At 59.4% G+C, this 15,432-nt stretch carries 7 protein-coding genes and 2 tRNA genes; 3 read left to right on the plus strand and 6 right to left on the minus strand.

The window, feature by feature from the left end; all coding sequences use genetic code 11:
* Positions 1-62 precede the first annotated feature (62 nt).
* From KBX14_RS07785 to gyrA, 6 genes are all read right to left on the minus strand, one after another.
* Positions 63-4,532, minus strand: coding sequence for a hypothetical protein (locus KBX14_RS07785; RefSeq protein ID WP_256042233.1), 4,470 nt, complete (start codon positions 4,530-4,532; stop codon positions 63-65).
* 385 nt (positions 4,533-4,917) lie between these two features.
* Positions 4,918-9,303, minus strand: coding sequence for a hypothetical protein (locus tag KBX14_RS07790; protein ID WP_070363367.1), 4,386 nt, complete (start codon positions 9,301-9,303; stop codon positions 4,918-4,920).
* 377 nt (positions 9,304-9,680) lie between these two features.
* Positions 9,681-9,753, minus strand: a tRNA-Ala gene (locus tag KBX14_RS07795).
* A gap of 11 nt (positions 9,754-9,764) precedes the next feature.
* Positions 9,765-9,838: transfer RNA gene (locus KBX14_RS07800), tRNA-Ile, on the minus strand.
* Positions 9,839-9,936: 98 nt separating this feature from the next.
* Entirely contained in the window at positions 9,937-10,281 is a 345-nt protein-coding gene (locus tag KBX14_RS07805; RefSeq protein ID WP_070363368.1) for a DUF3566 domain-containing protein, read from the minus strand.
* Positions 10,282-10,284: 3 nt separating this feature from the next.
* Positions 10,285-12,849 (minus strand): DNA gyrase subunit A, encoded by a 2,565-nt coding sequence (gyrA, locus tag KBX14_RS07810; protein WP_070975463.1) that lies wholly within the window; start codon positions 12,847-12,849, stop codon positions 10,285-10,287.
* A gap of 96 nt (positions 12,850-12,945) precedes the next feature.
* On the opposite strand from gyrA, the gene KBX14_RS07815 reads away from it, so the two are divergent.
* The 3 genes from KBX14_RS07815 to KBX14_RS07825 all read left to right on the plus strand — a co-directional run.
* On the plus strand, positions 12,946-13,161 hold the full coding sequence (locus KBX14_RS07815) for a CopG family transcriptional regulator (RefSeq protein ID WP_070363370.1): 216 nt from the start codon (positions 12,946-12,948) through the stop codon (positions 13,159-13,161).
* Entirely contained in the window at positions 13,154-13,423 is a 270-nt protein-coding gene (locus tag KBX14_RS07820) for a TetR family transcriptional regulator (RefSeq protein ID WP_256042234.1), read from the plus strand. The genes KBX14_RS07815 and KBX14_RS07820 overlap by 8 nt, the downstream gene beginning before the upstream one ends.
* Positions 13,424-13,490: 67 nt before the next feature.
* Positions 13,491-15,432, plus strand: a 1,942-nt coding sequence (locus tag KBX14_RS07825; protein WP_256042235.1) for a Rib/alpha-like domain-containing protein, incomplete at its 3' end; no start/stop codon positions are given.

Below are 15,432 nucleotides of genomic sequence, written 5' to 3' on the forward strand. Positions count from 1 at the left end.
ACCGTGTGGTGTGCGGGCCGGGTTTTGTTATGCCCTGACCTCAGCCTGAGACGGAGTCAACGTTAGTTGTTCTCCGCTGGCTTGTCCTCGGCAGGCTTTGCTTCCTCGGTGCCCTGATCGTCCTTCTTGGAGGAACCGTCAATCAGGGTCTGGTTGCCGGTTGCCTTGCCCAGCTGGTAGGAGGACGTTGCTTCGTCCACACCACAGCTACGCAGGACAACGTCCATGATGATCAGGCCGGCGGTGATGGCACCGAGGGCGCCACCTGCGAGGCCGATCATCTGTGGGTTCGCTACCTGGAACGCACCCTGCAGGCCGGCTGCGCGCTCTGCGCGGTCGCGGTCGTAGATACCCAGGCCACGCTGGATGTCATCGTTAGCGCGCTTGATGGCTGCGTTGACCTCTGCGCGCAGGCTCTCGAGGCCCGGAATGCGGACCTGGGAGAGGATGCCCAGCGGGATCAACAGCAGCAGTGGCGACGCCATGCCGACCAGACCAGCGATGCACTTCGGGTCCTTGAAGTTCGCGTTCGAGGAACCCTTGGTTTCCTTCGTAACGGTGATATTTACCTCAACATCGACTGGAGCACCCTGAGCAGAGTTCGGGAAGATCGGCACGATGGTGAGGTTGCCATTCTTCTCCGGGGTGATGATCCACTTGCCGTCCTTGAACTCCTTCGTCGCCTTACCGCCGACAATGTCGAAGTCGACCTTGCTCAGGTCAAGCTTCACGCCAGAGTCAGGGTTGAGCTGGATGGTGATGACGCCGGTCTTCTCGTTCTTCTTAATGATGAAGAGCTTGTTCGGGTCGGCAATGTTTGCACCCTCGGAGGTGGACCAGCCCTTTGGCAGGACGGAGATGGTGTATCGAGTCACCAGGTCACCGTTGGCGTTGTACTCCTCAACAACCACAGACTGGTTTGCAGCCTTGTCCGTCGGAGTGAAGACGGAGTTATCAGCGCTGATGTCAGTGAGAAGATCGCGGCCCTTGACGATGGCCAAGGTGTTGTCCTTGTCCTTCTTCTCGATGGTCTGCGTCTCACCAACAAGAGCGCCCTTCTGAACCTCATCGAACTTACGGAACTTCGGCGCCGTGATGTTCAGCGTGTAACGGTTGACAACGTTGCCGTCTGGGTCAACCTCCTGCACGATGCCCGACTTGCCAGCCGAATCCTTCACAGGCTTTGCAACCCACTCAGAGATCTTGTTGCTCTTGCCGTCGACAGAACCGCTGTCCTGAACGTTAGTCGTGAAGTTCTCGGAACCACTAACCCACACCATGGTGTTCGGGTTGATCTGCAGCACGCGGAACTCAGACGATTCTGGGATCTCGAAGGTGCGGTTGCTCTTGTTCTCGCCAGTGCCGACGGTGAACTCGTAGTTCGCGTACACGCCACGGTCGTCAGCGATCTGGAAGGTGAAGACCTTGCCGATTGCTGCCTCGAGCGGCACGAGCTGGAACTCGTTCGTCTCCTCGGAGTACTTGAAGTACTTCTTGAACTCGCTGGTGATGTCCTTACCATCTGCCAGGGTACCCTCGAGGACCTTGAAGACCTTATCGTTCTCGTAGCGGGCCAACTTCGCGGTGCTATCCGTCGTGATCACGCGCTTGATGACCTTGTTCAAGTCACGACCAGGCTTGAAGTTGATGGTGTAGCGCTCGAAGACGTAGCCGTCGTTCGTGCGGTTCTCGACGACAACGGTGCCTTCTGCCTCACGCTTCGGCTCCAGCTTCATGATGGAACCTTCTTCAGGCTTCGACTTCAGCAGCTCCTCGCCCTTGATGAGCTTGAGGTCGGTGCCCTGAATCGTCAGGTCGTTGTCAGTGGTGAACTCGTGGTTCAGCTCCTGGACGTGACCCGGCTCGACATCAACAACCCACTCGGTGATGACAAGGTCAACGTACCGCTTGCCGTCCTTGTTCTTCGGAGCCTTATCAACAATGATCTTCGGCTTCTTCGGGTTATCATTGTTCGGGTCGAGCAGGCTCTCGTCAGCGACGGTGGAACCCTCAGGAATATCCTCTACGTCGAGCCAACGCATGGTCTCCTGGATCTTGACCTGGCCCTTCGTGCCCGGCTTGAAGCGGAAGCGCAAATCGGTAGTGTCACCGTTGTCGTTGGTCTTCGTATTCTTCTCATCCTTGACGACCAAGTCCTCACCCTCAGTGATGGTGAGGTTGTTGTTCGTGGCGTTGCCAGCGTTAATCGTCATGTAGGAACGATCAACCGCCTCACGCTGCAGCACGCGCTTTTCGAAGGTGTCCTGGTTGAGAGCAGGGTTAATCTGAATGTTCCAGATGTTGCGCAGCTCACCCTTGTCGTCGTTCACCTGAACGACGACCTGGCTGCCCTGAAGGTTATTGGCAGCTGCGTCGGTCGGCTTCACGACCCACTTGCCATTCTCTTCAATGATCTTCGCGTAGTCTTCACCGCTGACAATCTTGATGGTGTAGTTGTCGCGGCGCTCGATCTCGACCTTGCCATCGTGGTTGATGAGAACGTCACGGATGTCCGGGCCAGCATTCACGTCCTTCTTGACGATGAACGTGAATTCGTAGGTGCGGCCGTCCTTGTCGGTGAAGGTGACGGTTGCTTCGCCTTCAGCGCCTTCGTTCGGAACGATCTTCCAGTTGTCGCCGTCCTCGACGATCTCCTTGATGACCTTGTTCTCGTCGGAGGTGATCTCGAACTTGGTACCACCACGACGCTCAACGAAGCCCACGGAGGTGTTGAGGATCTCGCGGGTCACCTTGTAGGTGGAGTTGATGTTCTCAATGGTGATAATGTTCTGCTTCTCTTCACCGTTCTTCGACGTGATCTTGACGATCACCTCACCGTGAACATCCTTGTCCTTCGGGGTGATGACGAGCTTGCCAGCACCATCGTCCTTCACGGTCGCGATGTCGCCACCCTCGAGAACCTCTACCTTGTCACCCTTGTCCAGCGTGATGATCTTGGTGCGATCAGAGCCACCCTGGTTGATGTTGTAGAAGTAGTTGTTCACGATCTTGTTGAGGTGCTCGACCTCACCAGTGCGATCGTTGATCTGCAGCTCGTAGATGTACTCGTTGCCGTTCTCATCGGTAACGACGATCTCAACAACACCGGATCCCTTGAAGTCATCCTTCGGCTTGATGATCAGGTTGTTGTCCTTATCGCGATCCACGATCACGAGGTCCTCGCCCTTCGTGATGCGCCAGGAGTAGCCCTGCTTCTTCAGATCGCCCATGTCAAGGATCTTCTTCTCGTCCTTGTGACGGATGTCGATCGTGTTGTGGATCTCGTAGACTTCCTTCTCGATCCGGGTGTAGTACTCCTTGATGATCTCCTGAACGTTGACGTTCGTGGAAGTCGTCGTGACCGTGGACTGCTCGGTCTTCGTCTCGGTGACGTCAGACGGGGTGACCTCAACCGTCGTTGGGACGGTCGTGTAGTGGGTCTCCGTCGTCGGGGTGACGTGCTCCTTGACCGTGGTCACGACTGGGCGCTCAGTAACGGTCGTCGTGTTGGTGACTGTCGAGCCTGGAACAACCGTCTCAACGATCGACGGCTCCGGCGTGATGGTCTTCGTGACCGTGACGTCCTTGCCGTTTTCACGCTTGGTCGTCGTCACCGTCGACGGCTCGTGAGTAACCGTAGTGGTCTTCGTCTCCGCCGGCTTCGTTACAGTCGTTACCTTCGTGGTCGGCGGGATTTGCTCCCAGCGGGTCTCGGTCGCCTCTGGGACTGTCACGACGGTGGTAACCGTGCTCTTCGGCAGCGTCACTGTCGTGTTCGTGTAGTGAGGCTCCTGCGGCTTTGGCTGCTTCGGCTTCTCCAGACCTGGCTGGTACGGCGTGATCAGACGCTGGGAAGTGTATTCACGCCTCCAGCTGAAATTCAGGTTGTAGTTGTTTGGCATCAAGACAACGATGTATTCGCCTTTGTTGTAGCTCTTGCGAACCTTTTCCATCGCTCCCTCGTTAACGACGAGGTAGTAGTTCGGCCCCGGGTTTGCCCTATCAACACGCTTGTAGCGAATCTCGAAACCGGTCAGCTCGGTGAACATCGCGTCACCCATCAGGTTCGGGCGAACCTCGTTGAGGTATGCAAGGTTGTTGGAAACCAACGCCTGCATGTACATCATCTTGCGCTTAACGCCCTCGATGTCGCCTTTCTCCTGGTCCTCGAGAACGGCCTTCATCAGGTTGATGGCGCCCTTCTCAACATCCGGGTTGATGCGGTTACCAACGCCGTAGCGGCCGGACTGGCCGGTCAGCTTACGGAAGGAGTAACCCTTCGGGTTGTTCCACGGGTTATCGACGCCCCAGTCGATGCACCAGCCCGGGCCGTACTGGGTAGCCAGCAGACCGAGAGCGTTCTGGCCCTTCGGGATCTTCTCTTTCCAGATCTGCTGGCCTTCAAAGACCTTCTGCAGCTCCTCCTGGGAGAGCTGATCGTACTGGCTTGTAACAGCAATGTCTGCGCTTGCGTTCGGCGCAGCAACGTGCACGGTGCTAACGGCCATGACGCCTGTAATCAGGCCGGCCATGATTCGCTTCTTAAGATGTGCGTTTTGCAACGGCTCAATCCTTAAAAATCGTAGGAGATATTCGAAGCAGCCTGAAGACCATCTGAACACGGATCCACAAACTGACAGACATTTATTCAATCACAAAAATCTCCCTGAAAGTAGTCCACTACGCCCCCACCACCACAAAAACACCACCACAACCCACAAAACCACACCCCACAACCCTCAAAAACCCCCTGACCAGCAGCTTCACAAAACCTGTCAAAGTATGCAACAAGAACGTGATCTATCACACTCAAAACACCACTGCCACCAAACAGGGGGGACACGTGTCATCGTGCTCACCTCGATGAACGCCAAAAGGCCCCTTCCGAAAGTGGAAGGGGCCTTCTGCTAGGCGAAATTACTTCTCAGGCTGCGCCGGAGCATTTGCCTCAGTAGTAGGGACCGGGGTTGCGGTCCTGATTACGTCGTTCTTCTTCGAAGAACCGTAAATGAGGGTGTCGTTACCCGTTGCCTTACCAATCTGGTAGGACGAGGTCTTGTCGCCCTGGCCACAGGAGCGGAGCACAGCGTCCGCGATGAGCAGACCCACAGTAATCGTTCCGAGAGCACCGGCTGCGAGGCCGACCATCTCTGGGTTGGCTACGTTGAATGAGGCCTGGAGGCCCGCAGCGCGCTCTGCGCGGTCGGGGTCGTAGATGCCCAGGCCACGCTGGATGCGGTCGTTTGCCTCGCGGACAGCGGCGTTCAGCTTGCCCTGGACGCCTTCAAGGCCCGGAACGCGAACCTGGGACAGGATACCCAGCGGGATCAGGAGCAGCAGCGGCGAAGCGATGCCCACGAGGGATGCGATGCACTTGCCGTCGGAAGAAGTAGCCACATCCTTACTCGTGAGCTCGACATTGATTCGAACTCGCTTCTGCGGCTGACCGTTCACCTGAGGGATGAACGTGATGTGGGTCGTGCCCTTCTCGATGCCGCCCTTACCAGGCTTGATCGTGATGGACCCGTCCGGGTTCGGAACAACCATGTCCGGATCCACCGGCTTGCAGTTCGAACCAGAGCAAATCTCAATGTCGGTCGCGCCACCGCCAGGAACGACAATCTTCCAGGAACCATCTGGGTTCGGGCTGACATCGTGGTTGCCTGGCTTGCCGATGATGTTGCCCTCGGACGTAGCCGGGACGTCGATCTCAATGATGCGAACCGGGTTGCCAGCACCGTCAACTTCCTCGATGAGGACGCGACCAGACTTCTGTGGCAAAGGCTTCACGTTGAAGCTGCCTGGGTGCGTCGGGATCTCCTCGATGAGGTCCTTACCACGAAGGACGCGGAAGGTGTTGCCTTCGCCCGTGGTGATCTTGTCGGTCAGCTTCGGCTGGTAGACACGACGCTCCTCGACGAACTTCAGCACACCACCGCTCTTGGTGATGGTGATGTTGTGCGTCTTCACAACCTTGCCGTTGTTCTTCTCAACGACAACAACCTTCTTGCCCTCGGTGTTCTCGTTGATGCGGAGCTCGAAGCGCTTGTCGGTGTCGTTGACGACGGTGACGTATTCCTTGCCCTCAACAACCTCGTACTTGTTGTTGTTGACAATGGTGACGTCGAAGGTGCCCTGCTCCGTGATCTTGTGCTCAACAACGGAGTTGTTGGAGGAGTCGGAGCCGCTACCGGTTCCCTTGGTGATATCCAAGATGAACTGCTTGTAGACCTTGCCGTCCTTGTCGGTGACGTCGAGGACGACCGTGCCCTCAGCGCCATCCTTCGGCGTGACAGTCCACTCGTCACCGTTCTGGGTCACTTCAACGAGGTTCTCGCCTTCGACGACGGTGAGCTTGTCACCAGGGTTGAGCTCGGTGGTGAACTTGTCATCCGAGGTGATCTTGAACTCGGACTTGTTCGGCTTCGTCAGCTCAACATTGTAGGTGTAGCGGGAAACCGGCAGGCCACGGGAGTTCTGGACCTCGAGGACGATCTTTCCGGAAACGCCTTCCTTGATCTTGATCTTGCCGCCGCCAGCTTCGTTGACGTCGCCGTCGATCAGGTCCTTACCAGACACCACGACGAGCTTCTGCTTGTCAGGCTGGGACAGCACAGGCGCAGGCTGCTCCGAGTTGTCTGGAACCGTGACGGCGTCGAACTCGTGAACCTTAGCAGGCTTGACGTGGATCGTGTACTCGATCAGCGCATGGCCACCCTTGGACTGCTCGACGACCTTGATGTCACCCTCGAAGTCAGGGTTCGGCATCAGGTAGTACTTGTCAGGATTGTCCTGATCCTGAACCCAGCTGAAGTTATCTTCACCCTCTGGGAATACGAAGTCGTTGGAGGTCACACCCTTCGTCAGGACCGCCGTGTTGCGGTTCGAAATCGTGTAGTCGACTGGCTGTGTCGCAGGCTTCGCCTCTTGTGGCGTCACGATGATCGTGTAAACCGCGACCAGGTTGCCCTCGGCATCCTTGACGTGTGCAACGATCAGGCCGTCCTTGCTCGGCTTCAGGGTCCACTCGCCGGTGCCCTCAAGCTGAGCTGGGTCGACGAGATCCTTACCGCGGGCGATCTCGAGCTTGTCGCCTTCCTCACCCGTGATCTTAACCTCGCCGCCAACGGTAATGAGCTCCGTCTCGGAGTCGATCAGGACGTTACGGCCGTCGCGAACCTCGAGGGTGAACATGAAGGTTTCGCCCTTGTCGTTCTTGGCGCGGACAATCACGGTGCCGGTCTGGCCAGCCTTCGGGGTCAGTACCCAGTGGTCACCCTTCTTCTCCAGGGACTCAACAATGTCCTTGCCCTTGAGAATCTCAGGCTCGCCGACGATGTTGTCTACCTCGATCTTGTACGAGGAGATGTTACCGATCACGCGGGACTGGTTGTACTTGTTCGGCTTGGTATCGATGTTGAACTCGTAGTTCTGCTCGTTACCGGTTGGCTTGCCGTCCTTGTCAACCTCGTAGACCTTGACCTTCACCTTGCCAGTGATCACGCCGGCATTGACGTTCACGTTCAGGGTGTTGCCATCCTGGGTGGTGGTGATCAGGTCCTTGCCCTCGGTGACCTCGTACTTCCAGCCCTCTGGGATCGTGATGGACTGGTCAAGGCCAGTAACCCCGACGTTGAAGAAGTGGTTGTCCACGCGAACAGTCTTCTCGGTGGTCTTCTCGGAATCCTTGTTCACCACGTGGATGCGGTACTCGTGGCGGTTGCCGTTACCATCCTTGATGATGATGCGGACGTCGCCCTCACCCTGCTTCTTCGGGGTGATAACGAGGCGGTTGTTTTCCTTGGTGACCTCGACCAGGCCGTTGGAGTCGTCGACAAACTCGATGGTCCAGTTACCCAGGTTCTTCGGCTCAATAACCTTCGACTCGCTCGTGTTGGAGAAGTCGTAGAAGTAGTTGAACTGGGAATAACGACGCTCGATCGTGGTGGTCTCGTGCTTCTCGGAAACACGGGTGACGGTCGTGTCAACGACCTTCGTCTCGGTCTTCGGCGCAGCGGTGACCGTCTTCGTCTCGGTCTTCGGCGCGACATTCTTCGTCTCGGTGACGTAGACAGGCTCAGTAACCGTGACCTTCGGCTGGACCTTGTCGGTCTCGGTGATCGTCGGCTTCGCCGTTGCAGTTTCGGTGACGGTTACCGGGTCACGCTTCTCCACGACGATGACGCGCGGATCTTCCGTGACGGTCTCAGTGGCGGTGGACGTTGGTCCGCCCTGCTCGAACTCGGTGACGGTAACAGCAGGCTTCACTACCTCATGCGTCACGGTCTCCGTTTCCGGAGCGACCTCAACCGTCTTGTAGTGAACTTCCTGCCGCTCGTTGGTCTTCGTCACCGTCGGACGAACGGTCACCGTCTCCCGCTCGACACCGCCATCCTTGTACACAGTGTGCGTGATGGTCGGGCGGCCGGTCTCGGTCACGGTGGAGGTGACACCAGCTTCACCAGGAACCGTCACGGTGGTGGTCACAGTGCCGCCGCCGTTGCCGCCGCCTGGGCGTGGGTAGAAGCCGTCCAGGCCCGGCTGGGTCGGAGGGATCAGACGCTGGAAGGTTGCCTCGCGGCCATCCTGGTAGATGTTGTAATCCTTCGGCAGCAGGATGGTGACGTACTCGCCAGCACGGACGGTGCTGGAGACGCGGCTGAACGCAGCCTCATCCTTGATCAGTGCGAAGTTCGGCTGGAACTCCTGGGTGCCGCCGAAGACAGCGCTGATGCGGAAACCGGTCCACTGGGTGAACTCCTGGTTGGTGACGCGAACGCCGTTCTGGGTCTGGCCGTTCATGATGTAGGAACGCTGGCCGTCCAGAACGCTCTTGTTGTTCGACAGCAGGGCCTGCAGCGCGACGTTCTTCTTCTTGACGTCCTCAAAGTTGCGCTCGTACCAGGATTTCAGCATCGACTTCGTCAGCGAGATCGCTGCCGTCTCGATGTCTGCGTTAATACCAAGGTCGCCGTTAAAGCCGTTGAAGCCGTACAGGCCGGACATGCCGTCCAGCTTGCGCAGCTCGTAGCCCTGGGTCTGCAGGTTTGGCTGCGGCTTCTCAAGATCAATGCACCAGCCCGGGCCCATCGGGGTGACCTGCATCCAGGTCTTCAGCATGGCCTGGTAATCATTCTGATTCGTGAGCATCTTGATCTGCTCAGTGTTAAAGCGCAGCGCCTCATCGTACTTGTCGCTCGGCAGTGCGGAGTACGTACCCGTAATGCGATCGTCTGCGCTTGCGTCCGGGGCGACGACAACAGCGCCACCTGCAATCATTGCGCCTGAAATCAGGCCGGCCATGATTCGCTTCTTAAGATGTGCGTTTTGCAACGGCTCAATCCTTAAAAATCGTAGGAGATATTCGAAGCAGCCTGAAGACCATCTGAACACGGATCCACAAACTGACAGACATTTATTCAATCACAAAAATCTCCCTGAAAGTAGTCCACTACACCCCCACCACCACAAAACCACCACCACAACCCACAAAACCACACCCCACAACCCCCAAAAACCCCCTGACCAGCAGCTTCACAAAACCTGTCAAAGTATGCAACAAGAACGTGATCTATCACACTCAAAACACCACTGCCACCAAACAGGGGGGACACATGTCAACGCATGAAGAACCATACGAAAAAACCCTGGCCTCCGAACCGGAGACCAGGGTGAACCTGTGGAGCATAGGAGAATCGAACTCCTGACATCCTGCTTGCAAAGCAGGTGCTCTACCAACTGAGCTAATGCCCCTTTTGTTCCTGTGGGCCTAGCAAGAATCGAACTTGCGACCTCATCGTTATCAGCGATGCGCTCTAACCGACTGAGCTATAGGCCCTGGGAACGAGAAGTAAGCTTACCTACCACTATAACCTTTGACAAATCGCCAGTACAAGCGGTGTTTTTATAGTTGTTATAGCGGTAGGTATCTCACGGCTATCGCGCCCTGTTGGACATCACCAGGGTGACGCCGCCGACCAGGTCCGCGATGGCGTTGTAGAGCAACGCCGTCAGCGGGGCCATCACCGCGACGAACACCACGCCGATGAGCCCGAAGAGGCCTGCCGCGGACATGACCAGGGTGGCGTCGATAACTTGGTCGCCGCCGACGCCACTGACCAGCGAGTTCAAGGAGTCAATGACCCCAGTCTGCGCGAGGCCGTAGTAGACGATGGCCGCGCCCAGCATCCACGCGACGAAGCCGACGAGGGCGAGGATCGTCGCCACCTTAAACACGGAGGCGACACCCACGCGCCGCACCACTATCTTGCGGGCGGCCATGGTTTACTCCCCATCCTTCGGCGACGCGGAGATGGACGAGGAGGTCTGCTCCTTGGCTTCCTCAATCGTCTTCTCGCCCTTGGCAACCGCGGTTGCCTCCTCTTCGCCCTGCTCCTCGACGTTCTTGTCGATGGCCAGCAGCTCAACGTCATCCGCGAGGTCGACGAGGCGGACGCCCATCGTGGCGCGGGAGGACGGACGGATCTGGTTGACCTCGGTGCGGATCACGCCGCCGGCGGAGGTGATGGCGAAGATCTGGTCTTCCTCATCGACCGCCAGGGCGCCGATCAGCTTGCCACGCTTCGGGGTGTACTTGAACGTCATCACGCCCATGCCGCCGCGGCCCTGGGTGTTGTACTCCTCAATCGCGGTGCGCTTGCCGTAGCCGCCAGCGGTAGCGACGAGCAGGAACTCGCCGTCCTGGACCACGGTCATTGCGAGCAGCTTGTCGTCGCCGCGGAAGCGCATGCCCTTCACGCCGGCGGTCGCGCGACCCATTGGGCGCAGCTGGTCGTCGTCAGCGGTGAAGCGGATGGCCTGTCCCTGCTCAGAGACGAGCAGCAGGTCGTCTTCCTCGCCTGCCAGCGCGGCGCCGATCAGGGCGTCGCCTTCGTTGAGGTTGATCGCGATGAGGCCCGCGGAACGCGCCGACTCGTAGTCGGTCAGGCGGGACTTCTTCACGCGGCCGTCGCGGGTGGCCAGGACCAGGTACGGGGCGTCCTCGTAGGACTGGATCTGGATGACCTGCGCGATGCGCTCCTCAGGCTGGAACTCCAGCAGGTTCGCCACATGCTGGCCGCGAGCGGTGCGGCCCGCCTCCGGCAGCTCGTAGGCCTTGAGGCGGTACACGCGGCCGAAGTTGGTGAAGAACAAGATCCAGTCGTGGGTGGAGCAGATGAAGAAGTGCTTCACCACGTCGTCCTGCTTCAGTTCCGCCCCGCGGACACCCTTGCCGCCGCGCTTCTGCGACTTGTACGCATCCACCTTCGTGCGCTTCGCGTATCCGGTGGAGGTGATGGTAACCACGACGTTCTCGCGCGCGATGAGGTCTTCCTCGGTCACATCGCCGGTCGCGGCCACGATCTGGGTGCGGCGCTCGTCGCCATACTTTTCGACGATCTCACGCAACTCGTTGCCAACGATCTCCCGCTGGCGCTCCGGACGGGCCAAGATGTCCTTGTAGTCGGCAATCTTGCGCTCGATCTCGGCCAGGTCGTCGACGATCTTCTGGCGCTCCAGCGCTGCCAGGCGGCGCAGCTGCATTGCCAGGATTTCGTTGGCCTGGATCTCGTCGACGTCGAGAAGCTTGATCAGGCCCTGGCGGGCGTCGTCAACCGTTGGCGAGCGACGGATCAGGGCGATGACCTCGTCCAACGCGTCGAGGGCCTTGACCAAGCCTCGCAGGATGTGGGCGCGCTTCTCGGCCTCATCCAAGCGGAACTTGGTGCGGCGAACGATGACGTCGATCTGGTGCTTGACGTAGTAGCGCAGCATCTGGTCGAGGCGCAGCGTGCGCGGCACGCCGTCGACGATGGAGAGCATGTTCGCGGAGAAGTTCGTCTCCAGCTGCGAGTGCTTGTACAGGTTATTGAGCACCACTCGAGGAACCGCGTCGCGCTTCAGCGTGACCACGATGCGCATGCCCACGCGGTCGGAGGACTCATCCTCAATCTTGGAGATGCCCACCATCTTGCCCGCGGTAACCTGCTCCGCGATGTTGTGGATGAAGTTATCCGGGTTGACCTGGTACGGCAGCTCCGTAATCGTGATGACCTGGCGGTTGCCGATCTCTTCGATCTCGGTCACACCACGCATGCGGATGGAACCGCGGCCCGTGGTGTAGGCGTCCTTGATGCCCTGATCGCCGACGATGAGGCCGGCCGTCGGAAAGTCCGGGCCCTTCACTCGCTCCATCACCGCGTCGAGCGCCGCCTGCTCATCCGCGTCATAGTTGTCGAGCATCCAGTAGATAGCCTCCGCCAACTCGTTCAAGTTGTGCGGCGGAATGTTGGTGGCCATGCCGACAGCGATACCGTTCGAGCCGTTCATCAGCAGGTTCGGCACACGCGACGGCAGCACGTCCGGCTCGCGGGTCTTGCCGTCGTAGTTCGGGGAGAACTCCACGGCGTCCTCGCGGATGTCGCGGACCATCTCCATCGCTAGCGGCGTCATCTTGCACTCGGTGTAACGCATAGCCGCTGGGCCGTCATTACCAGGGGAACCGAAGTTGCCTTGGCCGTCGACCAGCGGGTAGCGCATCGCCCAAGGCTGAGCCATGCGCACCAGCGTGTCGTAAATGGCGCTGTCACCGTGCGGGTGGAAGTTACCCATCGTGTCAGCGACAGGCTTGGCACTCTTCACGTACGAACGCTCGGGGCGGTAGCCGTGGTCGTACATCGCGTAAATGATGCGGCGGTGCACCGGCTTCATGCCATCGCGAACATCCGGGAGCGCACGGCCGACGATCACGCTCATCGCGTAATCGATGTAGCTCGTCTGCATCTCCTCATTGATGTCAATGGGCTGGATGGCGTCGGAACCGCCGCCACCTAGAGTGTCATCACTCATTGCTCACCTTTCGTCAAACATTGGTTCCTACCGATTCTAGCGCCTTGTGCGCCGAATCACCCTTGCGCCGTGGTATCACTCTGATACCATCACGACATGGCTATGACGCTACGACTCTCCACAGACGAAGACACAGCACTCATCATGCTCGCCTCCGCCTGGGGTTGCTCCAAGCAAGAGGCCGCCCGCCGCGCCATCGTCACCGCCGCCTCCCGCCTTCTTGACGACGCCACCATTACCAACCTCGCCCGCACCACCCTGCAGGAATACGCCCACACCGAACGCCGCATCCGGCAGGCCCGCGATGCGTAGCCTGAGCAGTGAGCAGCTGCTGGCCATCGCCGACGAATGCGCGCATATATATAAGGTGCGAATACGTTCCTTCGGCGCGCTCTGCGCCTGCGCCGCCGTCCCCGGCGCCCACCTCCACGGCGTGCCCGTCTACGACACCGCACACGCCGCCGCCTGCGGCCTCGCCGACACAATCCGGGCCCTGCGCCCCCTGACCGGAGCCAACGACGCCTTCGCTGACGTCGCCGGCACCACCTATTTGCGGTGGGTCGAGGAAGCGTAATCGCGTACTTTCTCCTACACTGGCAACTATTTACACGGACCATTAGAGAACACTTGGTGGAGGAACAATGAACGCTACAAAGTACACCGCAGTACTGGCAACCACCGCAGCGCTGATCGGCGCCGGCCTGGCCGCACCTCAGTTGCGCGCGGAAGAGACTACTGAGACGACCGCAGCGTCAGATTCGGCGTCTGCGGCGTCTCAGTCTCAGGAGGCGCGCGAATGGCGCGACGCCGAAATCACCGCAGGCGACACCATCACCGTCGAACCGAGCGTCCCCCTCCCCGAGGGCGCCAAGGCAGTCGGCCCGACCAGCATCGACGGCTGGAAGCTGACCACCGACGAGAAAACCGGCGCTGTGACCATCGAGGCCGCACCGAAACTGCGCCCTGGCCAGGGACTGCGCTACCGCGTCTTAGTTCTCTTCGCCGACAAAACCACGGCCACCTACGACGCCGAAGTGACCGTCGTTCCTGGTGGCAACAACAACGCCAACACCTCCACTATCGAGTACAAGGACTCGCTCGTCCAGCCAAAGGAGAGCGTCACCGTCACGCCAACCGGCACGTTCCCGCAAGGCACGAAGTTCTACCTCAACAGTGACAAGATTGAGAAGTGGGACGTGAGCGTCGACGAAACCACCGGCGCCGTCACGGTCAAGGCCGGCGACATCGGCTACGGCTCCTGGCTCTCCATCCCAGTTCGCGCTGAGTTCCCCGACGGCTCCTCCGACGTCAAGCACGCCAAAGTCACCGTCGCCGACAAGCACGGCAACACCACCCCGCCGTCCGACCGCCTCGCCGCGAAGCACACGCCGGTGTACACCACAGCGCAGATCGCGGGTAACGAAACGGCCACCCTCAAGCAGACCGCTGAGCTGCCCGAAGGCACCAACTTTAAGATCATGGGCGAGTCCAAGCTGTGGGACCTGTCTATCGACGCCACCACCGGCACCATCACCGCGAAACCAAAGCAGCCGCTCGCTGCCGGTGCCGTCGCGAATGTGCCCGTCATCGTCACCTACTCCGACGAATCCCAAGACTTCGTACAGGCCAAGGTCGAGGTGACCAAGGACCCCGTGTGGCAGTCCAGCAAGGCTAGCGTCGACTACCCGGTGGAGAAATCCCCAGCCGATGAAACCGCCACCATCACCCCCGCGCTCAAGGATGTGCCGGAGGGCACCAAGTTCGCCATGAACGCGACGCCACCAACAGGATGGGAGATCGGCATCGCGCCTGCGACCGGTGTGGTGACCGTCAAAGCCCCAGAGGGCACCCGCGCAGGCACCCAGATTAACGTGCCTGTCCGCGTCGAGTTCCCCGACGGTTCCCGCACCGTCACCAACGCGGTCGTCCTCTTCGAGAAACCAACCAACCCCGAGTCCGACAAGTTCAAGGTCACCTACAAGGACGTGACCGTCAAAGCCGGCGAGAACCGCGTGTTCAAACCAACCGAAGCACTACCTACCGGTGCCACCGTCAACGGCCCGAAGAACCAGAGCGTCAACGGCGTGAAGGTCAACACGGACAAGGACGGCGCTGTCTCCGTTGAAGTACCAAGCCACGCCCGTGACTTCGACTTCACGGTTCCCCTCGAGATCTACTTCCGCGACGGCTCCAAGCAGGAGACGAAATTCCACGTCACCGTGAAGGCAAAGGAGACGACTACGCCGAAGACGTCGGAGACCAAACCTTCGACCGAGCCTTCGACCGAGCCGAGCACCACCAAGGCGACGACTTCCGCAGCGGAACCGTCCGCCCCGCGGACAAGCGAACCGACAAGCGAGGAGCCAACGACTTCCGCGCCGCGGACAAGCGAGCCAACGAGCGAAGAACCGACAACTTCCGCCCCGCGGACAACCGAACCGACAAGCGAGGAGCCCACCACGTCCGCGCCGCGGACAAGCGAGCAGCCTTCGACGGAACCGACGAGCGAGCCGAGCACCACCAAGGCGACGACTTCCGCAGCGGAACCGTCCGCCCCGCGGACAAGCGAACCGACAAGCGAGG

The organism is Corynebacterium sp. CCUG 61414 (assembly GCF_024453945.1).
Lineage (GTDB): Bacteria > Actinomycetota > Actinomycetes > Mycobacteriales > Mycobacteriaceae > Corynebacterium > Corynebacterium pseudogenitalium.